Here is a 23,139-nt window from a genome sequence, read left to right as displayed (position 1 = left end):
TTATCGAACCGACTTAAAGGATTATCTAACCGGCAAGGTTAAACCTTTAAACATTTTTTCCACTTCGTCATTATTTTTAAGCATCATAGCTTTTTCGACTACAGACTTAGTTAAATGTGGAGCAAACCGCTCAATAAATTCATACATATAACTGCGTAAGAACGAACCTTTACGGAAACCAATCTTAGTGGTGCTGTATTCAAATAGGTGGCTTGCATCAATTTTGACTAAATCTGAATCTAACTTATCATCGATTGCCATTGATGCTATGACTCCGACACCTACACCTAACCTAACATAGGTTTTAATTACATCAGCATCAGTAGCGGTAAATACAATTTTAGGATCTAGGCCGGCATTACTAAAAGCTTGATCTAAAGAAGAACGTCCAGTAAATCCAAACACATAAGTGACTAAAGGATAGTTAGCAAGATCTTCAATAGTTAAGGTGCCCTTCTTCGCTAAAGGGTGCTCACGATTAACGATAATACTGCGATTCCAGTGATAACAAGGCAACATGACTAAGTCGTTATACAAATGTAATGACTCAGTGGCGATGGCAAAATCAGCTTCGCCCTTGGCAGCCAAATCACTAATTTGTGAAGGTGTGCCCTGATGCATATGCAAAGACACCTTTGAATATTTGTTCATAAAACCTTTAATCACATCAGGCAAAGCATAACGCGCTTGAGTGTGAGTTGTAGCAATATTTAATTTACCTTGGTCAGGTAACGTATGTTCACGAGACACAGCTTTAATACTTTCTACTTTGGCTAATATTTCGCGAGAGATATTGATCACATCTTGCCCGGCTTCGGTCACATGAGTTAAGTGCTTGCCACTACGTCCAAAAATTTGCACGCCCAACTCGTCCTCTAACATCCTAACTTGTTTACTTATTCCTGGTTGAGAGGTATACAAGCTTTCTGCCGTAGCAGAGACATTTAAGTTATTGTTGAGCACTTCAACAATATATCGGAGTTGTTGTAATTTCATGGCAAAGCCTTGTTTTTATGCGTAGGAATTTGTATATAATAAAACGTTATATAACTTTGAGAAAGTAAATTCTATTAATATTTATAAAATTGTTCTAAATACTCAACGAAATTAAGCGACAAACGGTTAACAAACAAGCATAACATTAGTCTAAACTTCTGATAAGATAATTAAATATATCAATAAGATAAGAGGGTTATCCGTGAATTTTAAAGTACTAGATAACATACATGGTGATTTAAATGGAAAACTCTAATCAACCAATAGATTTCTCAACTGTACTGGGTTCAGCAGTACACGATATGAAAAATTCTTTATGTTTATTAATTCAATCAATCGAAAACCTAGGCCAGTCCATGGTCAACCCTGATACAGTTACAAGTGAACATTTTGCCTCGGCCCACTACGAAGCGGCACGCCTTAATACAGGCTTAGTACAACTACTTTCTTTATATCGAGCAGGGCTTAATAATTTACCCCTTAATATTGATGAACATTACATTGAAGAAATAGTCGATGAGCTTAAAGCCTGTAATGAAAGTTACTTAAATCATAAGAATATGATTTTAGAAGTTGAACAATCAGCCGATTTAGTATGGTATCTAGATGCTGATTTAATTGGTATTTTACTCAATGACGTATTAATTAATGCAATGCGATATAGTGATAGTCGAATTAAACTCAGTATTTATACTGAACAGGAATTTTTAGTTTTTAAGGTAGAAGATGATGGACCAGGTTACCCACAAAGCATGTTAGATGCGAATATAATCAACATGCAACACTATGACATTAGTCAAGGACGCACTGGTCTAGGATTATTTTTTGCGCGATTAATTGCCCAAGCTCATAGCAACAAAGAGTTAGTTGGTCATATTACGTTAAAAAATGGTGGGACACTCGGTGGTAGTGTTTTCGAATTAAAACTTCCTTAAATTAACACTAACGTGAAAAGGTTTGATGGATAAATACTTGATGCACAATATACATATGTTGGGAATATAGAAATACATGGTATTTACAATAATTATAATATTGATTGTTGCCCTAGTGCTAGTTGGCATTATTGTGAATGCTATCCAACAACATAAACATAAAGCCGAAGCCGAACGTAGAGCCGAGATAACTAAACAAAGAAATATAATCGATGGCACCGAAACAGCCCTTATGGCCTCCGATAATATTCCCATCTCTCAGCGACTGTTATTTATTATGCAGCGCCGAGTACTACAGGGCTTAAAAACGCTGCAATTAATGAGTGAAAGTACTAGCAGTTCAAAAGAACGTATTAAGTCCTTAGAAGAGAGTATTAAGGCGATAGACGTCAATAAACCCGCCCCCGCAGAGGATAGTTTTCAACTGCCCCAAGGGGATAAACAAGTCATACAATTTATTCGTGGTGTGAAAACTCTAAGGGCGCTGTTACGGGCGGAATTCAAAAAAGGAAAAATTGAAAGCCGTGTATTTTTAGCAGAAGACAAATTATTAGAAGGTTTGCAACTTAGAGCGAACGTAGACACCTTAGTTAGGCGCGGTGATGTAGCCATTAACAATAACCAACTTGGTTCCGCAAGGCAGTGTTTAGAAAAAGCCATAGGTGCTCTGTCTGCCCAACCCAGCCCCACAGCTTACATGACCACCAAATTAGCTCAGTTGGAAGACAAACTTAAAAATATTGAGAGTACCCTTAAATCTGCTAACAGTCGGGATGTAGCAAAGAAAAAAGAGTCAGAGAAAAACGAACTGGACGAGTTATTTTCACAAAAGAAAAAATGGTAAGTATTTTTTATTAAAGCTTTTTATCATAACTATTTCATTTCAGGGTTCAGATTCAAAATTGTGAACTAAACTTAGTCAATTTTTTGCTTAATATAGAAATAATCTCACACAAGCCATAAGACACTGTATAATTGCTAATAATATCTAATTTGAGAGCATTATCTTTGCAATTCACCGATTTATCTTTACACCATAACCTATTAAAAGCCCTTGATATAAAAGGCTTAACTGAGCCTACCGAGATCCAAAAAAAGGCCATTCCATATGGGCTAATGGGTAAGGATTTAATTGCCTCTTCAAAAACAGGATCAGGTAAAACCTTAGCTTTTTTGTTACCCGCAGTACATAGAGTGTTAACTAAGCAACCTCTAAGCCGCCGTGATCCCCGTGTTCTCATATTGGCTCCAACCAGAGAGTTAGCCAAACAAGTATTTTTACAACTTAAGTGGTTGATCGCCAAACAACCCCTTAAAGCGGCTTTGGTTTTAGGTGGAGAAAACTTTAATGATCAAGTGAAAGCCCTCAAACATCACCCACAGTTTATTGTAGGAACGGCTGGCCGCGTAGTAGATCATCTGAAAGGTAAATCTTTGTTCCTAAACGGTCTAGAATTATTAATTCTAGACGAAGCTGACCGAATGTTAGATTTAGGTTTCGCCGCTGAGTTACGCTTAGTCAATCAAGCCGCTGATCACAGAAAACGCCAATCTATGATGTTTTCAGCCACACTCGACAGTGCAGCTATGCATCAACTGACTCAATCATTATTAAAAGCGCCACAAAGGGTCAGTGTTGGCTCTTCTAGTGAAGAGCACAAAGATATTCAACAAAAGTTTTATCTAGCTGACCATGTCACTCACAAAGAAGCTTTGTTAAGTAAAGTCATTAACCAGCAAGACTATAGACAAGTCATAGTCTTCACAGCCACTCGTTCAGATACTGAAAGGTTAGCTAATTTACTCAAAGAACAAGACTTTCATGCCATAGCCCTAAGTGGTGATTTAACTCAAGGCCAACGTAACAATATAATGAGTGAATTTGGCCGAGGCCAACAACATATATTAGTTACCACTGATATTGCCTCTCGTGGATTAGATTTACTCAATGTAGCATTAGTAGTAAATTTTGATTTGCCTAAGCTAGCCGATGAGTACGTGCATAGAGTAGGTAGAACCGGACGAGCTGGCAACAAAGGAGAAGCGGTATCTTTTGTTGGCCCAAAAGACTGGTACAGTTTTGTGGCGATTAAAAGTTTCTTACAACAATCCATTGAGTTTAGTGAAATTGAAGGTCTAGAGGCCAAATTTAAAGGACTCAAACCAGCTAAAAATAAAAGCCTTGGGCCGAAAAAATCCGTTAAGAAAAAAACCACTAATAAACCTAAATCTCACTCAGCACCAAATCGGGTGAATACCATGCAAGGTAAAGAAGTAGGTGATGTGCCATTAAAAAGAAAACCTCGGGTAGTGGCTAGTCCAAGTGATGAAATCAGTTCCAATGATAAAAACGACGATTAGCTTTCTCCCACTAAAATAGAGTAATCACCTTGGAAAAAATCGCCATTTTTGTTGACGTGCAAAATATTTATTACACTACTCGCCAAGCCTATGCTCGGCAATTTAATTACAGACGCTTTTGGCAACATGTCAGTCATCAAGGCGATATCATTTCAGCAAATGCATATGCCATTGACAAAGGTGACTCTCAACAACAAAAATTTCAAAGTGCCCTCAAACATATTGGCTTTGAGGTTAAACTAAAACCCTATATTCAACGCAGTGATGGCTCTGCCAAAGGTGACTGGGACGTGGGTATCGCTATAGATGTATTAGAAGCGGCAGAACAAGCAGACACAGTTATATTGTTGTCGGGAGATGGAGATTTTGATCTATTACTTAAAAAAGTAACCGAAAAGTATGGATGCAAAACCCAAGTGTATGGTGTGCCAGATTTAACCGCTAACTCACTAATAAATGCCTGCCAACTATTCCACAAAATAGATGACAGCCTTTTACAATAAGCGCTCTGCTAACAATATGTATGACTCTTTCACACTATACGGTTTGTTTTAGAATAAACGTCCGCTCTTAAATAAAACTAGCGCATAACCAAGCTAAACAATAAGCTAAAAATCCGTATCCTAGGAATAACCCCCAAGCTATTTTGCGACTACCGGTTTCACCTTTTAAGGTAGCTACAGTCGCCACACATTGCAGGGCCACAACATAAAATAACATCAAGCCAATACCGGCCCCAAGCGCTAATCCATCAGTTTGAATATTTGCGGCTAAGCCAGAAATATTTTCATCCGCATTTTCCATACCAAATAGAGTACCTAAAGCACCAACAAACACCTCTCGAGCTAAAAATGAGACTAAGATAGCCACACCATAACGCCAATCGAGTCCTAAAGGCTCAAAAATGGGCTCTATCCATTGACCTAACATTGCCAAATAGGACGATTGCAACTCACCGTTTTGTGGAAAATAACCTAACACCCAAATAACCACAGAGACCATAAAAATAACTGGACCTGCCCGTCGAATAAACTGTTTCGCACTGGTTAATATTCTATGGATCAGAGGTTTCCAGTGAGGTAGTCGATAAGTGGGTAATTCTAAAATAAACGGCATATCTGCTTTATCTTTATTCAAATCAGTCATTTTGTTGAGTAAAACACTGACAAGCAGAGCAGTCACAATACCAATAAAGTACAAAACAAAAAATGTAATCCCTTGCAAATTAACTACCCCACCCAGATATTGTACATCGGGTATTAGTACTGCAATTAACAAGGCATAAACAGGAAGACGGGCTGAACATGACATAAGCGGGATCGTCATCATAGTAATCAGTCTTTTACGAGGTGATTCAATGGTTCTTGCGGCCATAATGGCGGGAATTGCACAGGCATGTCCCGACAAATAAGGTATAAAACTGCGGCCAGATAATCCAAAGTAACTTAGAGGTTTATGACAAATTAATGCGGCTCGAGCTAAGTAACCCGTGTCTTCCAGCAAGCCTATAACAAAGGTCAACACCATAATTTGTGGTACAAAGACTAAAAAAGAACCTACCCCACCAAACAAGGCATCAGTTACAAAATCATTCACCATACCATCGGGCAAACTTGAACTGACGACACTCGCTGCTTCTGCTAAGGCTATTTCGACGGCATCCATCAATGGGCTCGCCCAGGTAAAAATACTTTGAAATAACAAAAACATAATAAGTAAAAATATCAAGCCACCGAATAAACTATTCAATAAAAAATCATCAATTCGATTCTGACGCTTGAGTACTACATCCGCTTTGATACCGTACCGCTTAGATAAACTGCGGCTGTTCTCCAATACAGCTTGCTCAGGTTCAGTTGTGGTTGCAGGAATAAAGTCTTCAGCGTGCTCCACGGCATCTAACAATGCTTGCTTAAATTCCTGTAAACCAATCAGCGTTTTTGCCGACAAAGCGAATACTGCACAGCCTAAGTCTTTACTTAGTTGTTTAGTGTCTATTTGATGGCCAAAACGTTGCACCTCATCAATCATGTTCAGAGCAAAAATAACTCCTTTATTGTGCTGCAAAGCTAAATCACGAACTTGTAAACCAAAAACTAAACTACTTTCTAAACGTGTGGCATCTAAGTTACACACCACCAAAGCGGTTTTTGGGTTATGCATTGCTTCGTGAATTTTTTCAATTGCAAGCTCTTCATCCTTAGATAAACTTTTAAGAGAATAGGTACCGGGAAAATCAACTAATTGATGTTGCCCCAACTGGCCACTTTTTAATTCAACAGTCACACCTGGAAAGTTTGCTACTTTTTGTCGCATGCCTGTCATTTGATTAAACAGCAGACTTTTACCTGAATTAGGTTTACCCACTAAGATGATATTTTTCATTAATTGTCTTTCATTGATTGTCTTAAACAACTTATGTTTACTGACTGTTTCACTCATTACCATAAGTGAGAAGCTGAAGGCTTTAGCAACTTTGACTGAATTGCCCTCTTGTCTAACACAAGTTAAAGTGAGTTTAATTTCAGCTCAAACTGATATTGATACGATTTGCGATGTTTTGTTCTAAGGAATAAACACAGTCACCTAACTGCAATACGATAGGCCCTCTTAGTGGACTGCGACGCAAACACTTAATACCTTGCCCACTGGCAAAGCCCATTTCGTTTAAACGCTGAAGTACTGCAGGAACTAAGGTTGGATCAAGTCCATCGACTAGGGCTGTCTGTTTCTTTTTAATTTCCCAAAGTGTCACGAACTACTACTCTCTATTACAAATGAAAATGATTTTTATTTATAACACTGGGAGAAGAGGAGTGCAATCAGTTACACCCCACTATTTAAGTTTTAGCCTAGCCTTGTTGAATTGCGATTGTTAGAAGTCTTGCTTATATTAATTAACTCTCTATATAAGCAACGTTACATTAACCAGCTTCTATTGACCGGCTCTCAATTAACGAATGTTTATTAACCGACTCTTAAATGATCTGCCACTAAAAATGCCATTTCTAAAACTTGATCGGCATTTAAGCGTGGATCACATTGAGTTTTATAGGCTTGTGCTAAATCAGCATCGCCAATTTGATAAGCCCCGCCAGTGCACTCAGTCACATGTTGACCTGTCATTTCTAAATGAATACCACCGGCATGTGTACCTTCCGCTTTATGTGCAGCAAAAAACTGCTGAATTTCTCGTAAAATTGCATCAAAGTTACGGGTTTTATAACCGCTACCAGAGGTAAAGGTATTGCCATGCATAGGGTCAGAGCTCCACACTACTTTTTTACCTTCTTGTTTTACTCGGCGTAATAACTTAGGTAAATTTTGCTCTAAATTATCTGCGCCCATACGCGTAATTAACGTCAAGCGACCGGCTTCATTTTTAGGATTAAGTGCGTCAATCAACTGGATTAATTCATCTTCTTGCATGCTTGGACCGACTTTCACCCCGATTGGGTTATGAATGCCTCGGAAGAATTCAATATGCGCGTGGTCAAGTTGACGAGTACGTTCGCCAATCCACAACATGTGGGCAGAACAGTTGTACCAATCACCGGTTAAGGTATCCACACGAGTTAGCGCTTGTTCGTAATTTAACAACAAGGCTTCGTGAGAGGTATACAACATAGTTTCACGTAATGTTGGGGTGTTAGTCGCATTGATCCCCATCACATTCATAAGTTCTAATGAATCTTGAATGCGATTGGCTAAATCTTGGTATCTATCTTTCAGTGGATTATTTTCCACAAAGGCCATATTCCAGCGATTAACTTCGTGTAAATCAGCCAACCCACCTTGAGCAAAAGCTCTCAATAAATTAAGGGTAGATGCACCTCTATGGTAGGCCTCAACCATGCGCTGAGGATCTGGACGACGAGCTTCTTTAGTGAATTCAAAACTATTAATAATATCACCACGATAACTAGGTAAAGCCACACCATTAATGGTTTCGAAGTCACCAGAACGAGGCTTAGCATATTGCCCAGCCATACGCGCGACTTTAGTCACAGGACAACGACCCGCAAAAGTTAATACAATGGCCATTTGTAAAATAACTTTAAAGGTATCGCGGATTTTTGGTGCATTAAACTCATCGAAAGATTCTGCGCAATCACCACCTTGTAATAAAAACCCTTTACCTTCTGCTACGTCACCTAATTGTCTAAACAACTCACGGGTTTCAGCCGCAAATACCAAAGGAGGATAACTTTTAAGGGTATCTTCAACTTGGCTAAGTTCTTGTTTATCTTCATATGTAGGTTGTTGCACGATTGGCTTTGCACGCCAACTATCAGGTTGCCACTGGCTCACGATTTTTCCTCAGGTAATAATTCTATAATTGTTAAAAGTAGTCGGTTAAACCCCAATCAACAAACTGGGCAGCAGAACTTAGTAGTAATGCATTTAAATATCAACCTTAAACCACAAATTTTTCCAATTATTTCACCTATGATTACTTAACGAGACTGAATCGTTTTTAATAATCCGGTAGAGGCTTCTTCGATTAAATCTAAAACATACTCAAAACCACGTTTTCCACCGTAATATGGATCCGGTACTTCGTCTTCTTCCGAATCACAGTGACTCAAAAATAAAGATATTTTATGTTGATATTCTTCTGGGCAAATTTCTAACAAATCAGTAAGATTTTTATTGTCCATTGCCAAAATATAATCGAATTTCTCAAAGTCAGTTTCATCTACTTTACGGCACTTTAACCCTTTAAAACTAAACCCTCTATCTTGACCCACAGCTTGAGAACGCTTATCAGGTGCAGCTCCTTTATGATAACCAGCAGTACCAGCTGAATCTATTTCTATATTCAACCCAAGTTCTGCCACTTTATGCTTGAACACAGCTTCAGCACTAGGCGAACGACAAATATTGCCCAGGCATACAAACAGTACACTTACTTTCTTATTACTTTCAGTCATTTACATATAAATCCGGTTAAAAATACAGCGACAAAACCAATATATTAGAGTCAAAGGTCAGTGACTTAAAAATTAATTTTGGGGAATCCATGGGGAGAATATCCCCTAAAATAAACTCAAGATAAGATTGCCAGAATTAGTAGCACATATACATTACAAATTGATTTTCAATTCGAATATATAATAATATTTGCGAGTATCAAAAAACAGCTTCGTTAGTTGCGAGCTTCCAATTGACTAATCCATTACACTATTGTAGATGGACAATTTTGAGCCTAACGTTTTTTTCAAAGTTAGGGTCAAATGGGAACGCATTGCTTTGCTCTAATGCTTGGTCTAACCTGCCACTATCTTGCATTTGCAACAAACCCGATTCAACAATATTTGCCAATTTTTTTTGATGTTGGCCAACAAAAAAATAGATTGGGGCATGGTAAACAAACATAATATTGTCTACTTTCGCCAAATCTCCATAAACCCCGTTATACTTTTTGAAATCTAGATCGATTTCCGCAATTCCTCTAGGAAAATAGTCACAACGGCCCTTACCTAACATTTTAAAATTGGCTTCATAATCAATAACCCCATAAACCGAAAAACCATTAGCATCTAAGCGGTTATAATCAGGCCAATGCATGCCTTGGCAGGCTATTAATTGTTTTAGCTGTGAAATACTCAATTGTTCAAACTTCAATTTATTATCAGCTAAAACTAACAACCTTCGCTTACCATACAACCCATTAAGCAAAGGTACTTTTATGGCAATAAAATCTTTTTCTCTAGCTGGCGATGTCATGCTATATGTAATATCTAAGACATTATCTAAGTTTAATAATTTAAGTGTTCGATTTTGTGAAAATTCAAAGTCAACAGGCGTTAATTTATAGGCGCTTCCTTGACCTTCTAGATACAAAGCTTCTGCTAGTATTTGATGAAAGTAATGAGTAGTTCTTTGCTGACTACTCACTCCCCGAATGACTTTTAACTCTTTTAAATTGGCGGGCTCTTGGGCAACTGTTGTAGAAGAAAACAAATTCATACTGAGAAACAAACCACACAAAAAACTAGTCAAAACGCCATTACCACGCCGTAACTTACAATAAATTGAAAATAACAAGTCTATGTAAAATGGAAAGATCAATTTGATTTAATTCAAAGAAATAATTAATTCAGTCTAGCAATTATTTAAGCACTCGACATTATGTTTTACCCAGGCACTACTTGGAACTCAAGCTCTAGGATTAATACATTTTGCCACAAGCCGACAGTTAGCTTACTGGTAAAATGACAAAACCAGTTGATATTAACCGCTAGGTAACTTAGAGAAATTACACTTTGCAAAGTATTCCAACCGCTTATAATGCTTGGCTTAGTAACCTATCCAAATTAAAGAGTAATAAGATGCAAGTGTTAATGCTTAGTAGTTCACGCGTAGGGGATGAGTCATATCTAGAGCATGCTATCCCTATGATAAATGCTCACTTATCGGGCATTACCGAGTTAGTATTTATACCTTTTGCAGGGGTGAGCATTAGCTGGGATGAATATACCAATAAAGTCCAAACCGCCCTTCCCCATTTAAACATTAAAGGGCTTCATCAATTCGCAGACGCAGAAATAGCAATACAGTCAGCCCAAGCAATTGCTGTGGGTGGCGGCAATACCTTTAATTTATTACACCAAGTGTATGAGCAAGAATTAATTAATGCGATTAAAGATAAGGTAAATCAAGGTACGCCTTATATCGGTTGGAGTGCGGGCTCAAATATTTGTGGCAATAGCATTCGCACCACCAATGACATGCCCATAGTACAACCAAAAAGTTTTGAGGCATTAAACTTAGTGCCGTTTCAACTTAATCCTCACTACACGGATTATCAGCCTCCTGGCCATAACGGTGAAACTCGTGCGGAACGTATTCAAGAATTTTGCACACTCAATCCCACTACTCCAGTCATTGGCATTCGAGAAGGCTGTGCCTTGTTGTTACAACAGAATAAATTAACTCTTAAAGGTGAATTGGAAGGTGTTGTGTTTGAAGCTAAATCGATTTCGATATTAAAACCGGAACAGGATTTAAGCCATTATTTATAATGGCTTATGAGCAATTAACATTAGAAAACAAAACTAAATTTTCACAAATATTTTGCGTTTATATAAAAATAATGAGCATAAATAAAATAAGCCAACGACTAATAGCGCAAATACAAGTGAAGCGTTTTTAGCTGACATCCACTGACTTAGAGATTCAAAAATGAATTGATGAGCATTGGTCATTGTTCCGCTCTGGCTTGTCCATTTAACCAAATATAAAGAAGACGCAAACAACCAAGACAGCACATAAATAAACAAGGGATTAGAGCCATACACTTGGGTCCAAGCAAAACCCCGCTTTATGCCTTTTACATCATGCAAATAAATTATGACGATCAAAAACAGCCACGCACAGGCATTAGTTAACAATACATAAGTACTGGTCCATAGGGCTTTATTGACTGGAAACCACCATTGCCAAACGTAACAAACCACTAACGCAACCAAAGACCAAATAAACAAGGTGTTAATTTTAGCCAAGTTACTTTTGCTTTCTGCCAACATGGCACTGGTTAAAAACCCAGCCAATACAGTCACCACTGCCGGTAGACAACTGAGTAAACCTTCAGGATCAAAAGCCACACCAAAACCTTGATACAAATGACTAGCGCCTAAAATGGTGATATCTAAGCGACGTACTAAATTATTTTCTAACGTGAATGGTGGATCAGCCAGATGTAACAATAACCAATAGCTAACTAAAATAACGATACTAGCGACTAATATTTGTTTACGAGTCAAGACACAAATTAACACTGCAGATATGCCGTAACACAAGGCGATACGCTGCAACACTCCCATTACCCGCCAGCTTTCAGGCTCTCCTGTGAAAGGAAATATATTTAATAAAAAACCGATAACGAAGAGTACTAAAGTGCGTTTGGCAATTTTAAACCAGGGAATATTACCGGGCTGCCCCTTGCTAGGCACAAAACTCTGCATTGAATGAAACATAGCCGCGCCAACAATAAACATAAAAAAGGGGAAGATAAGATCGGTAGGAGTTAAACCATGCCAACTGGCATGTAATAAAGGAGCATAAACATCTGACCAAGAGCCTGGATTATTAACCAGTAACATAGCCGCCAATGTCACACCACGAAAAATATCTAAACTGACTTGACGTTGTTTGTTAACAACCATAGCCATACACCGAATTGTAAAGAATTTATTGCTAAAGCATATTACAAACGAGGCCAGAGATCAGCAGCCAAAAGACCTAGCTAAAAGTATACACAGAAGCTTATTTTTTCACTTTAACGCTATAAATTGAATAAGATAAGGCTAACAACACACATATACTGGCGGGAACAAACAAAGCATAAAACTTTAACTCTGCAAACAAATATGCTCCACATGTACCTCCTAGAATAAAGCCTCCTATTATTAATAAAAATAATAGAGCTTTTCTTCTATCGAATGCATCACCTCTTAATTTAGCCCCTAGCATAATACCAAGATCGGTAAATATGCCAGTAACATGTGTAGTGCGGACCACTGCACCACTGAATCTAGTGGCTAGGGCATTTTGTAATCCGCATGCCGCTGAAGCTAGATAATGCCCTTGACTGGAATCATTTGATAAAAAATAAACAGAGATAAATAATAGCGCACCTTCTAAATACAGCAGACTACTATAATTTCGACCTAGCTTTAACGAACCACTGGATAAAAAGTATCCGGATATAATCGAGCCCATTAAAAAACCAAATAACACTAATAGCAAATGAAAAACATCGGACAAATCTGAATTAATAACCCCAGTCCCCACCAAAGTAGCAATTCCGGACAAATGAGAGATAGATTGATGTTTAAAACCCAGTAGACCGATAGAATTAACTAAGCCAGCAACCAAAGCCAAAATAAATGAACCATATTCAACCCAACGAGGTAACTTTGAAATCACTATTATCCTAAGGTTTTATCTTGTAACACTTTAGATATGAATCTACATTCTTATAAGGCCGGTAAAATTAGAATATTAAAAAAGACGTTTTCCGGTCACGGCAATATATAAAGCCACAAAACCCGCTATGGAATAAATCCATTCGAAAATACTAATTTCTTGAAACTGACCATTAAATGTCATAACCCCGAGCATGCCCGCTAAAACAAGTGAAGGTATGGCCACCACACCAATCAAAATTCGTAAATTTAAGGGTAATTTATCTTGAGTATTTAATCGGGACATATTTATCTCTAAATGAAATGATTCAATCTAACTATTTAACAAGGCAAAGGTTATTTAGCTTTTTTATGCATTCGCATCAACTGCCTACGTTTGCGTCTTTGTGAATCATTTAGTTGACTGTGATCGCTTTCATAGGGATTTGCCCCTTCTCTAAATTCTATTTTGATTGGGGTGCCCATAACATTTAATGATTTACGGAAATAATTCATTAAATAACGTTTATAAGAATCCGGTAAGTCTTTCAATTGGTTACCATGTATCACAATAATTGGCGGATTATACCCACCAGCGTGGGCATATTTCATTTTGACTCTACGACCACGAACGACAGGTGGTTGGTGATCGTCTTGAGCCATATCCATAATGCGCGTTACCATAGAAGTGGTAATTCGCTTAGTCGCTGATGCGTAGGCTTCTTGTACAGATTCAAACAAATGCCCCACACCTGTTCCGTGTAGCGCTGAAATATAATGAATACGGGCAAAGTCAATAAAGCCTAAACGCCTATCTAACTCTCTATTAATTTCATCCTTGATGTCTTTATCTAGACCGTCCCATTTATTAACGGATACAACCAATGAACGACCAGCATTGAGAATGAACCCCAATAAACTTAAATCTTGGTCGGTAATGCCCTCTCTAGCATCTACCACAAATAACACCACATTAGATTCTTCTATGGCTTGTAAGGTTTTAACGATTGAAAATTTCTCTACCGCTTCAGAAATATTTCGACGACGCCTAACCCCTGCTGTATCAATTAAAATATATTCTCGACCATCACGTTCCATGGGAATAAAAACACTGTCTCGCGTGGTACCTGGCTCGTCATAAACCACCACTCGTTCTTCACCTAAGATACGGTTGGTTAGGGTAGATTTACCCACATTCGGTTTACCCACTATGGCTAATTTAATAGGTTGAGCTTGCAAGCGAGCAAGTTGTTCTTCTGCATCTTCTTCAGCTAATCCTTCATCACTTTCTTCCGGGATGATCATGTCAGGAAAGTGTTCAGCAATAGGATTTAACGCATTTTGTAATAATTGGGTGACACCTCGGCCATGAGCCGCAGCAATTTGATTGACATCACCTAAACCTAGAGCAAAGAAATCCGCACTTTCACTGTCTCCGTCTATGCCATCAACTTTATTGGCCACCACATAAACAGGCTTTTCTTGTTTGCGTAAATGCTCAGCAATACCTTGATCTGCGCCAGTCATACCAACACGTGCGTCAACCAAAAATAGCACCACATCGGCTTCAACTATGGCTAACAATGACTGTTCTGCCATAGCCATATCGATGCCTTTTTCATCTCCACTTATACCGCCTGTGTCCACCACAATAAATTGTAGGTTTTCATGTTCGGCCGTACCGTATTTTCTGTCCCGTGTTAAGCCAGGAAAATCCGCCACTAACGCATCTCGGGTGCGAGTTAGGCGATTAAATAAAGTCGATTTTCCAACATTTGGGCGACCAACTAAGGCAACAACGGGTAACATAAATATTTATCCTATAGACAAAAACGGCTTAGATTCCTCTAAGCCGAAATAACAAATTAGCAGAATATGTAAAGCTTGAAGCTTTACAAATTACTTAAGGGGTTTCAATAGCAACCAGTTTACCATCTCTGGTTTGAGTATATAACATATTGCCATCAGCGATTGGCGCTGAATAAATACTTTCATCATCATCATCACCGCCTACCTCTAAACGGGCAACAATTGTTCCGTCAGTTTTATCAAACCAATGTAAATATCCGTATTTGTCACCTGCCACAACATAATTTCCAACTGGAGTAGCTGCGGTTAACAAACGTTTCTTCAGGGCTCCTTGACTCCACAACTCAACTCCGTTGCGGGTGTCAAGTGCGTAGACATAACTGTTATTATCTACAACAAACAATGACGAGCCAGAAATACTTAAACTACGATAAGATTTATATTCACGCTTCCAAATAATTCGACCACTGCGCATTTCTACTGCCGCTAAGGTACCATCATAAGACACTACATAAATAATACCGTTAGCCACTAATGGTTTACTATCAATATCTACTATACGCTCTAATTCGGTTACACCAGTGGCTGCAGAAATCACCTGTTCCCAAGCCGATTGTCCGGAATCTAAAATATTTACTATTAACTTGCCTGTGGCAGTACCGATAATAGCCCCACCATTACCTGCAGAAGGAGCTGAAACACCTCGCAAAGATAAAGGGGGAACATCTGATTCATGAGACCACAGCTCCTCACCATCTGCTGCATTTAAAGCAAATACAAATCCGGAGCCAGTATTTACCACTACTACACCAGCATCTACTGCTGGAGAAGCTAACACTTCGCCTTTCACTGTAGCGATCCACTTTTGGTCTCCAGAATTGGCATCGAGGGCAATGACTTCACCGTTTTCAGTGCCTATAAATACAGTTTCATAGGCAACAGTTACCCCACCCGCTATCTTGGCAGGAATACCACTAGACCATAATTTTTTTACACTAGCAGTTAATCCTTCATCTTTATATGTAGCTAAGTTTCTTTGCCATACTTGCTTACCTGTTTCTTGTTCAAACGCAGCAATCATGCCCTGGCGGTCGGCAGCAAACACTTTAGAATAATTTACCGCGGGTTTTAGTTTTGAGAAAAAGTTACCTACACCATCACCTAAATCCACTGACCATTTTTGTACTGGGATAAATTTTGTTTGTATCGGCTTTAAACGACGAATTTCAATTTCGTCTTCATCGTAAAACCAATTGGAAACAGTCGTACATCCAGAAAACACTAAGCAACTGGATACTAACAATGAGACTAAAAGTCGGTTCACGTTTATCACCTATCCGTTAGCCATCGCAGTTAAATTATCTAACTTCATTTTTAAAATTGGATCACGCTCATTAATTTCCAACGCAGCACTGTATGCTGCACGTGCTTTATCAAACAACTTTTGTGCTTGATACACATCGCCTTTAATTTCTTGTGAAGCACCCTTGAACGCTGCATCTTGAATTTTTTCAGCAGTGGCTAGGGCTTTATCTAACTCGCCCTGTTCGATTTGAATTCGCGCTAGACGAACCTGAGCAACCGATTTAATCGCCAAAACATCTGCATTGTTGCTGACAAATTCTAAATGTTTAGCCGCTTCAGTTAAATCATCGCTATCGGTCGCTTTTTTAGCTAACTCTAAGGCCATTAATAATGAATAGCCTGTGTCTGCATGAGTATCGATATAGGCTTTTGCTTGACCAATTCCTTTTTCATCTGCCGCTAATTGAGTTGATGCTTTTTCATAAGCTACTGATGCGGCTTCTTTAGCTTCCATTTGGCTCTCATTGAAATACCGCCAGCCGTACAAACCTCCCAAACCTAATACAGCTCCAACTATTAACGCTGTGCCGTTTTCTTTCCAAAAGCGTTTGATCGCTTCAACTTGTTGTTCTTCTGTTTCGAACTGGTCCATTATTCTTTCCTCTTACTGCTCGGATGTTAAAAAACATCCTTTAATATTAAGTATTTTATTAAATTTATTAGTTACGTTTCTTTATAAAAAACTACCGGTTAAATAAGCTACCAATAAATTCGACTAATTCTGTTTTAGCAATATTTTTTTGCTCTTGTTTTTCCCGCAAATATTTTATCGCCACTTGCTCTTGGGTTAACTCGTCTTGACCTATGATCAAAGCGATACTGGCCCCGCTATTGTCAGCACGTTTCATTTGCTTTTTAAAGTTCCCACCACCACAATGATTCATCACTTTAATCTTAGGTAATTCGTCTCGTAAATTCTCAGCGATTTGACGAGCATACAACTCAACCGAACTATCCATAGCAGTGACGTATACATCAACGGCTGATGCTAGATTTTTATCTAATTCTAAGGTTTGCAACATCAAGACTAAACGCTCTAATCCCATGGCAAACCCCACACCTTGAGTACCTTTTCCACCGAGTTGCTGTACTAATCCATCGTAACGACCACCAGCGCAAACTGTACCTTGAGCCCCTAAACTATCGGTGACCCACTCAAATACTGTACGATTATAATAATCTAAACCACGTACCAAAGATGGATTAACTCGGTATTGGATACCTAACTTGTCTAATCGTTCACACAAACCTGTAAAATGTTGTGCCGACTCTTCGTCTAAGCAATCAATTAACTTAGGTGCATCTTGAATAGCAGCCTGGACTTGCGGATTTTTACTATCTAAAACACGTAAGGGGTTGGACTCTAGACGACGTAAACTGTCTTCATCTAGCTCTGATTCTTTAGTTTTTAAATATGCCACCAACTGTTCTTTATAAGCCGCTCGCGCTTCGGCCGATCCTAGAGAATTAATTTCTAAGGTAACATGCTCAGTAATACCAAACATTTTCCATAAACGCGCGCTGAGTATAATAACTTCAGCGTCGATATCAGGGCCTTCTAGACCGAACACTTCTACACCGAACTGATGAAATTGACGATAGCGACCCTTTTGCGGACGCTCATGGCGAAACATTTGTCCCATATACCACAAACGCTGTTGCTGATTATACAGTAAGCCATGCTCATTTCCTGCTCGAACGACACTAGCAGTGCCTTCTGGACGTAAGGTTAAACTATCTGAATTACGATCAGCAAAGGTGTACATTTCTTTTTCAACGATATCGGTCACTTCACCAATAGATCGCTTAAATAAATCAGTGCTTTCCACAATAGGCGTGCGAATTTCTTGATAACCATAACTCGCTACTACCTGACGAATAGCGGATTCTACGTACTGCCACAGCCCCGACTCTGACGGTAAGCAGTCGTTCATTCCTCGAATTGCCTGAATTTGTTTCGCCACTAAATGAAATCTCTTATCTACAATAATTAAAAAAGCCCCGCATTATAGGGGCTTTGTGCGTAAACGTAAAACATTGAACACAAAAATACTCGGCTAACTTAAGCAATTAATGAAGGATTTAGCTTAGCCTAGCTGTTTTACAGCAATTTTATTACCTTGATCCAACAAAGCCGCTTTAGCACGAATGCGTTTTTCTAATTGATCAACCAAATCATCATTAGCTAAACGTTCTTTCTGGCGTTTTCCGTCTAAGTAGAATCCACTCATATTTCGGGCACCAGTAAGGCCTAAATCAGATACTTCTGCTTCACCAGGACCATTCACCACACAGCCAATAATCGACACATCCATAGGGGTTAATAAATCTTCTAATCTTTGTTCCAGTGCATTGACTGTGCTAATCACATCAAATTCTTGCCGAGAACAGCTTGGGCAAGCTATAAAATTAATGCCGCGGGAGCGAATACGTAGAGATTTTAAAATATCAAAACCGACTTTTATTTCTTCAACCGGATCAGCAGCCAAAGAAATGCGAATAGTGTCACCTATACCTTCAGCTAACAACATGCCTAAACCAACAGAACTTTTTACTGCGCCAGCACGAATACCGCCAGCTTCAGTGATCCCTAAATGTAAAGGTTGATCAATTTGTTTGGCTAACTCGCGATAAGCCCCTACAGCCAAAAAGACATCAGAAGCTTTTACGCTGACTTTAAACTGGTCAAAATTTAATTTATCTAGAATATCCACGTGACGCATAGCTGATTCAACTAATGCCGCCGGCGTAGGTTCTGTGTATTTTTCTTGAATTTCTTTTTCCAGCGATCCGCCATTAACGCCTATACGTATCGGAATATTTTTATCTCGGGCACAGTCAACAACCGCTTTCACTCGCTCCATTGAACCGATATTGCCTGGGTTTATGCGTAAACAATCCACACCGTATTCAGCCACTTTTAAAGCAATTCGGTAATCAAAGTGAATATCAGCAATCAGTGGAATAGACACTTGTTGCTTGATAACTTTAAAGGCCTCAGCAGCATCCATAGTGGGAACAGACACACGGACGATCTCCCCACCCACGCCTTGAATTCTTTTAATTTGGGCGACTGTAGCTTCAACATCTGTGGTTAAAGTATTAGTCATAGATTGCACAGCAATAGGTGCGCCGTCACCTATAGGCACGTTACCTACATAAATTCGTTTTGAAGGACGGCGAATAATGGGAGATTCTGCAAACATTTTATTTGGTTAACTCAATATGGTTCATGTAAAAATAATAGGTTGAAGTCGTAATTCTAGCGATTACTCTGCTCTTGGCAGGGCAAATTTGGCGCTACGACCAGGGACAATAAATGACATATCAACTGGCTTACCTGCATAACTAATTTTTACTACTTCGGGTGCGCCTAACGTCACTTCAAAAGGCGGAATACCTGTCACTGGCATCACGCGACCTTTGACTTTTACACCATAAGCAATGTTTTCACCTGTGGCATCCGCTAAGTTCATCCAGCAGTTGTCAGCAAACTCGAATATTAATTCTACTGGTTCAGCAAAAGAGGTATTTAATTCAGATACTTCTGACTCATCTAGTTCAGCTGTTTGAGCGGTTAAGCTGGCAGACTCTATCGCCTCCGGTTCAGGTTCATTGGATTCAGAAGGATTTAGCTCAGTAGTATTGTCAATAGATCCGACAATTTCAGTTGGCTCTAATCCATCAATAGTTGAATCGGTAACCAAATCTTGTGTTTCTTGTGCAAGCGAATCTGTTGTTTTGGCAATCACAGATATAACTGAACTATTTTTTAGTTCTGTAGCAGGTTCGGTTTCTACTTCTGGTTGTTTATTTGGCTGGTTGGATATTTTATTCTCTATGGTTTTAGACGTGTTAGATAAAAACGAGCTAACTTTATTCTCGTCATCACCTTGCTGGAACCACCAAACAACCACCAACGCAATCACCACTGCTACGATAAGATAGGTAACCAACATCAATTTATCGTCATTCGCCTGATGGCTGAATTTTCTAGAAAAACTTTGTAATTTTGCTGGTTCTTTTTTCTGAGTATTATGCTTTTCAAAAGCGTCCACAATCTCAGACTCAGATACATCGACTTGTTTTGCGTACAACTTCAAATATCCCTTAATAAAGGTTAAGGAGATATTAATGTCATAATTGTCTTGCTCAATATCTTGGATCAAGGTGTTTTTTAATCGAATTTTACTGGCAATATCTTCAGTAGACAGGCCTGCTGCTTCTCTAGCCTTTTTTAAAATTTCGCCGGGGCCCGGGATCACTACTTCTTGTTGTTCTTCGCTCATATTTTTTTGTTACTCATCAGAATTAGGGGCCACTATGTTTAACTTCATGCCATTATATATTGCTGAAGCGTCAGACAAATTATTCCACTCTATCAATCGCTGCATTCGTATATTATACATTAATGAAATTCTGTACAGGTTTTCTCCTTTTGTCACTAAGTGATATTTTTTTATTTCAGACTCTTGGACTAATAGTTTTGCTTCTGACTTTTCTTCAACCTGCTCTGCAACTTTTATTTGGTCAACAGGATCTGTGTTGGTATCTGCGACTTGTTTATGAGTGGAGTCCATTACTTGTTTGGGCTCATTGTTAACTATTGTTTCTTTAACAACAGCTTTTTCAACTTCAGGGACGGCAATAGCTGAGGTATTGTATTCTTGTTGTACTGGCTCAACTTTTCCCCTTGTTGGAGCCTTAATTACCTTCAACACTTTTTTCGGCTTAACGTCTTCAGGTTTCTCTTTTAAAAGAGCCAAAACCTCAGGATGAGTAGGATAGACCTTGATCAACATATCGCGAAAAGCCTTGGCCTCAGCGTAATTACCACTGCCATTTTCTATTTTAATGGCCATTAATAAACTTTGTGGACTGACTTGGGCCACCTTTTCATAACGTCTAAGTACGTCTCTGGCTTCTTGCCATTGCTCAGTTTCAATCAAGGAGTTGGCTAACAAAAATAAACTATTACCACGTCCTGGCTGGTGGTTGACAGCACTACGTAAATATTCAATCGCATCTTTTGGATGACCAGAACTTTGGCTACACAGCGCTAAATTTTCGTACGTTTCGGCACTTGAAATATAGTTACTGGTATTCACTGCCTTTAAAAAATACACTTTGGCTTTTTCATAATCACCATTTTGGCACAGAAAGGCTCCATAACTATTGGTGATATCTGCATTTTTAGGTTCAAGGTCCATAGCAAACTGATATGCATTTTCAGCTTGTTCAATCTCACCTACTTTTTGATAATAATAGGCCATGGCAAAATTAACATCAGCAGAGCGGGGCGCGAACTCCATAGCCTTATCTAAATTAAACTTAGCCTGGCTATAATTACCATTTTTCAAATAAGTTAATCCAAGTGAAACTCTGGTCTTTGCCGCTTTCAGTTGATTAAAATTATTAGATGTCGACTGCTGTCCATTTTGGCTACTACAAGCAACGAGTAATACCAATACCAGACAAAAAACCCATTTTATTCTCAACATAGGATCTTATTATTCCTCGTAAAAAAACCTATTGTGCCATTTTTACTGAAATATTCTCACCCCTAAGTTGCTTTTTCATCATTCTTTTTGTTCTATCCACCACATCGCCTACTAATTGGCCACAAGCAGCATCAATATCATCACCACGCGTACGCCTAACCACGACCACTAAACCGTATTCAATTAACACTTTAGCGAATCGATCAATACGAGAATTACTCGAACAAGTATAAGGTGAGCCAGGATAAGGATTAAATGGGATCAAATTAATTTTACATGGTGTTTTAGCTAACACTTTGGCTAATTCATGGGCTTGGTCAGTACTATCATTGATACCGTTTAACATCACGTATTCCACAGTAACTTTACCGGAGTTGGCATTAGACTTGGCTAAGTACCCACGTACACTTTTCAAAAAGACCTCAATTGGATATTTTTTATTAACCGGTACTAACTCATTACGCAACTCATCGTTTGGCGCATGTAATGAAATTGCTAAGGCCACATCTATTTGATCGGCTAATTTATCCAATGCAGGCACTACACCTGAGGTACTCAATGTCACTCTGCGTTTTGACAAACCAAAAGCTAAGTCATCCATCATCAAGTCCATGGCTGGCACCACATTTTTAACGTTGAGTAGAGGTTCTCCCATGCCCATCATCACCACATTGGTAATAGGACGTCTGGCGGTGTCATTATTTAAACCTATGGTCACAGCTACTCGCCATACTTGACCGATAATTTCTGATACTTTTAAATTACGATTAAAGCCCTGCTGAGCAGTTGAACAAAAAGTACACTCCAAAGCACAGCCTACTTGCGAAGACACACACAAAGTGGCGCGGTCACCATCTGGGATCCACACAGACTCAACTTCTTGGCCACCTTCTAATTTTAAAGCGAACTTAATTGTGCCGTCTGTGGCATTTTGTTGATAAGCAATTTCTGGCGCTTTAACTTCACAGTTTTCAATTAACTTAGCTCTAAGTACTTTATTTAGATTAGTCATTTGCTCAAAATCAGAGATACCTTGTTGGTATATCCATTTCATCACCTGATCGGCTCTAAACGGTTTTTCACCAATTTCACTAAAATAAGCACGTAAACCCGCTCGATTAAAATCAAGCAAATTAATTTTTGCCGGTTGAGTTAATACTTCTTTAGACGTCACAATAAACCTCGATGCTTACTTTTATGCTGTTTGTATTTTAACCGATTAAACGGCCTTTGCTGAATAATATAAACAATATTTTTCAA

Annotated in this window: 22 protein-coding genes; 5 read left to right on the top strand and 17 right to left on the bottom strand. The window is 38.8% G+C overall.

The genetic code is table 11. The annotated features are described in order from the left end of the window. Positions 1 to 21: 21 nt before the first annotated feature. Positions 22 to 996, bottom strand: a complete 975-nt coding sequence (cysB, locus tag L0668_RS00615) for an HTH-type transcriptional regulator CysB (RefSeq protein ID WP_235310123.1) — start codon at positions 994 to 996, stop codon at positions 22 to 24. Positions 997 to 1,238: 242 nt separating this feature from the next. On the opposite strand from cysB, the gene L0668_RS00610 reads away from it, so the two are divergent. From L0668_RS00610 to L0668_RS00595, 4 genes are all read left to right on the top strand, one after another. Beyond that, positions 1,239 to 1,931 (top strand): sensor histidine kinase, encoded by a 693-nt coding sequence (locus L0668_RS00610; protein WP_235310122.1) that lies wholly within the window; start codon positions 1,239 to 1,241, stop codon positions 1,929 to 1,931. Positions 1,932 to 2,007: 76 nt separating this feature from the next. Further along, positions 2,008 to 2,775, top strand: coding sequence for a hypothetical protein (locus L0668_RS00605; protein WP_235310121.1), 768 nt, complete (start codon positions 2,008 to 2,010; stop codon positions 2,773 to 2,775). 164 nt (positions 2,776 to 2,939) lie between these two features. Continuing rightward, positions 2,940 to 4,292: a DEAD/DEAH box helicase gene (locus L0668_RS00600; RefSeq protein ID WP_235310120.1), complete on the top strand. Its 1,353-nt coding sequence runs from the start codon at positions 2,940 to 2,942 to the stop codon at positions 4,290 to 4,292. Positions 4,293 to 4,321: 29 nt separating this feature from the next. Then, positions 4,322 to 4,795: an NYN domain-containing protein gene (locus L0668_RS00595; protein ID WP_235310119.1), complete on the top strand. Its 474-nt coding sequence runs from the start codon at positions 4,322 to 4,324 to the stop codon at positions 4,793 to 4,795. A gap of 67 nt (positions 4,796 to 4,862) precedes the next feature. On the opposite strand, the gene feoB is transcribed toward L0668_RS00595, so the two are convergent. The 5 genes from feoB to L0668_RS00570 all read right to left on the bottom strand — a co-directional run bounded on the left by feoB (position 4,863) and on the right by L0668_RS00570 (position 10,265). Continuing rightward, positions 4,863 to 6,677, bottom strand: a complete 1,815-nt coding sequence (feoB, locus tag L0668_RS00590; RefSeq protein WP_235310118.1) for a ferrous iron transporter B — start codon at positions 6,675 to 6,677, stop codon at positions 4,863 to 4,865. A 139-nt stretch (positions 6,678 to 6,816) separates the two neighbouring features. Beyond that, complete coding sequence (locus L0668_RS00585; RefSeq protein ID WP_235310117.1) at positions 6,817 to 7,047, bottom strand: FeoA family protein; 231 nt, start codon at positions 7,045 to 7,047, stop codon at positions 6,817 to 6,819. Between the two features lie 212 nt (positions 7,048 to 7,259). Then, entirely contained in the window at positions 7,260 to 8,603 is a 1,344-nt protein-coding gene (locus L0668_RS00580; protein ID WP_235310116.1) for a class II 3-deoxy-7-phosphoheptulonate synthase, read from the bottom strand. A gap of 146 nt (positions 8,604 to 8,749) precedes the next feature. Further along, the gene (locus tag L0668_RS00575; RefSeq protein ID WP_235310115.1) at positions 8,750 to 9,226 is read right to left on the bottom strand and encodes a low molecular weight protein-tyrosine-phosphatase; all 477 of its coding nucleotides are present in this window, start codon (positions 9,224 to 9,226) and stop codon (positions 8,750 to 8,752) included. Positions 9,227 to 9,476: 250 nt separating this feature from the next. After that, positions 9,477 to 10,265, bottom strand: a complete 789-nt coding sequence (locus L0668_RS00570; protein WP_235310114.1) for a transporter substrate-binding domain-containing protein — start codon at positions 10,263 to 10,265, stop codon at positions 9,477 to 9,479. Positions 10,266 to 10,627: 362 nt separating this feature from the next. Here L0668_RS00570 and pepE point away from each other — a divergent pair, with 362 nt between their 5' ends. Next, positions 10,628 to 11,320, top strand: a complete 693-nt coding sequence (gene pepE / locus L0668_RS00565) for a dipeptidase PepE (protein WP_235310113.1) — start codon at positions 10,628 to 10,630, stop codon at positions 11,318 to 11,320. A gap of 33 nt (positions 11,321 to 11,353) precedes the next feature. Here pepE and L0668_RS00560 read toward each other — a convergent pair whose 3' ends face one another. From L0668_RS00560 to rlmN, 11 genes are all read right to left on the bottom strand, one after another. After that, a complete protein-coding gene (locus L0668_RS00560) occupies positions 11,354 to 12,463 on the bottom strand; it encodes an acyltransferase family protein (protein WP_235310112.1) in 1,110 nt (369 codons plus the stop codon). Between the two features lie 100 nt (positions 12,464 to 12,563). Further along, positions 12,564 to 13,226, bottom strand: a complete 663-nt coding sequence (locus L0668_RS00555) for a YoaK family protein (RefSeq protein WP_235310111.1) — start codon at positions 13,224 to 13,226, stop codon at positions 12,564 to 12,566. Between the two features lie 75 nt (positions 13,227 to 13,301). Beyond that, positions 13,302 to 13,511 (bottom strand): hypothetical protein, encoded by a 210-nt coding sequence (locus L0668_RS00550; protein ID WP_235310110.1) that lies wholly within the window; start codon positions 13,509 to 13,511, stop codon positions 13,302 to 13,304. A gap of 50 nt (positions 13,512 to 13,561) precedes the next feature. Next, complete coding sequence (der, locus tag L0668_RS00545; RefSeq protein ID WP_235310109.1) at positions 13,562 to 15,013, bottom strand: ribosome biogenesis GTPase Der; 1,452 nt, start codon at positions 15,011 to 15,013, stop codon at positions 13,562 to 13,564. Between the two features lie 94 nt (positions 15,014 to 15,107). After that, on the bottom strand, positions 15,108 to 16,337 hold the full coding sequence (gene bamB / locus L0668_RS00540; protein WP_235310108.1) for an outer membrane protein assembly factor BamB: 1,230 nt from the start codon (positions 16,335 to 16,337) through the stop codon (positions 15,108 to 15,110). 9 nt (positions 16,338 to 16,346) lie between these two features. After that, a complete protein-coding gene (locus L0668_RS00535) occupies positions 16,347 to 16,970 on the bottom strand; it encodes a YfgM family protein (protein ID WP_235310107.1) in 624 nt (207 codons plus the stop codon). 91 nt (positions 16,971 to 17,061) lie between these two features. Next, positions 17,062 to 18,342, bottom strand: coding sequence for a histidine--tRNA ligase (hisS, locus tag L0668_RS00530; RefSeq protein WP_235310106.1), 1,281 nt, complete (start codon positions 18,340 to 18,342; stop codon positions 17,062 to 17,064). Positions 18,343 to 18,465: 123 nt separating this feature from the next. After that, complete coding sequence (ispG, locus tag L0668_RS00525) at positions 18,466 to 19,584, bottom strand: flavodoxin-dependent (E)-4-hydroxy-3-methylbut-2-enyl-diphosphate synthase (protein WP_235310105.1); 1,119 nt, start codon at positions 19,582 to 19,584, stop codon at positions 18,466 to 18,468. 63 nt (positions 19,585 to 19,647) lie between these two features. Then, positions 19,648 to 20,667, bottom strand: coding sequence for a RodZ domain-containing protein (locus L0668_RS00520; protein WP_235310104.1), 1,020 nt, complete (start codon positions 20,665 to 20,667; stop codon positions 19,648 to 19,650). A gap of 9 nt (positions 20,668 to 20,676) precedes the next feature. Then, positions 20,677 to 21,879, bottom strand: coding sequence for a type IV pilus biogenesis/stability protein PilW (gene pilW, locus L0668_RS00515; protein WP_235310103.1), 1,203 nt, complete (start codon positions 21,877 to 21,879; stop codon positions 20,677 to 20,679). A 28-nt stretch (positions 21,880 to 21,907) separates the two neighbouring features. Continuing rightward, positions 21,908 to 23,053, bottom strand: a complete 1,146-nt coding sequence (rlmN, locus tag L0668_RS00510; RefSeq protein ID WP_235310102.1) for a dual-specificity RNA methyltransferase RlmN — start codon at positions 23,051 to 23,053, stop codon at positions 21,908 to 21,910. Between the last annotated feature and the right edge of the window lie 86 nt (positions 23,054 to 23,139).

This window comes from Paraglaciecola algarum, assembly GCF_021532655.1.
GTDB classification, from domain to species: domain Bacteria; phylum Pseudomonadota; class Gammaproteobacteria; order Enterobacterales; family Alteromonadaceae; genus Paraglaciecola; species Paraglaciecola algarum.
This window is presented reverse-complemented; position numbering and strand designations above follow the sequence as displayed.

What these genes read in the sequence shown, in the direction of transcription:
- cysB (WP_235310123.1), bottom strand. Translation starts at nt 996, where the DNA reads ATGAAATTACAACAACTCCGATATATTGTTGAAGTGCTCAACAATAAC.
- L0668_RS00610 (WP_235310122.1), top strand. Translation starts at nt 1,239, where the DNA reads ATGGAAAACTCTAATCAACCAATAGATTTCTCAACTGTACTGGGTTCA.
- L0668_RS00605 (WP_235310121.1), top strand. Translation starts at nt 2,008, where the DNA reads ATGGTATTTACAATAATTATAATATTGATTGTTGCCCTAGTGCTAGTT.
- feoB (WP_235310118.1), bottom strand. Translation starts at nt 6,677, where the DNA reads ATGAAAAATATCATCTTAGTGGGTAAACCTAATTCAGGTAAAAGTCTG.
- L0668_RS00575 (WP_235310115.1), bottom strand. Translation starts at nt 9,226, where the DNA reads ATGACTGAAAGTAATAAGAAAGTAAGTGTACTGTTTGTATGCCTGGGC.
- L0668_RS00570 (WP_235310114.1), bottom strand. Translation starts at nt 10,265, where the DNA reads ATGAATTTGTTTTCTTCTACAACAGTTGCCCAAGAGCCCGCCAATTTA.
- pepE (WP_235310113.1), top strand. Translation starts at nt 10,628, where the DNA reads ATGCAAGTGTTAATGCTTAGTAGTTCACGCGTAGGGGATGAGTCATAT.
- L0668_RS00560 (WP_235310112.1), bottom strand. Translation starts at nt 12,463, where the DNA reads ATGGTTGTTAACAAACAACGTCAAGTCAGTTTAGATATTTTTCGTGGT.
- L0668_RS00550 (WP_235310110.1), bottom strand. Translation starts at nt 13,511, where the DNA reads ATGTCCCGATTAAATACTCAAGATAAATTACCCTTAAATTTACGAATT.
- der (WP_235310109.1), bottom strand. Translation starts at nt 15,013, where the DNA reads ATGTTACCCGTTGTTGCCTTAGTTGGTCGCCCAAATGTTGGAAAATCG.
- L0668_RS00535 (WP_235310107.1), bottom strand. Translation starts at nt 16,970, where the DNA reads ATGGACCAGTTCGAAACAGAAGAACAACAAGTTGAAGCGATCAAACGC.
- ispG (WP_235310105.1), bottom strand. Translation starts at nt 19,584, where the DNA reads ATGTTTGCAGAATCTCCCATTATTCGCCGTCCTTCAAAACGAATTTAT.
- L0668_RS00520 (WP_235310104.1), bottom strand. Translation starts at nt 20,667, where the DNA reads ATGAGCGAAGAACAACAAGAAGTAGTGATCCCGGGCCCCGGCGAAATT.
- pilW (WP_235310103.1), bottom strand. Translation starts at nt 21,879, where the DNA reads ATGTTGAGAATAAAATGGGTTTTTTGTCTGGTATTGGTATTACTCGTT.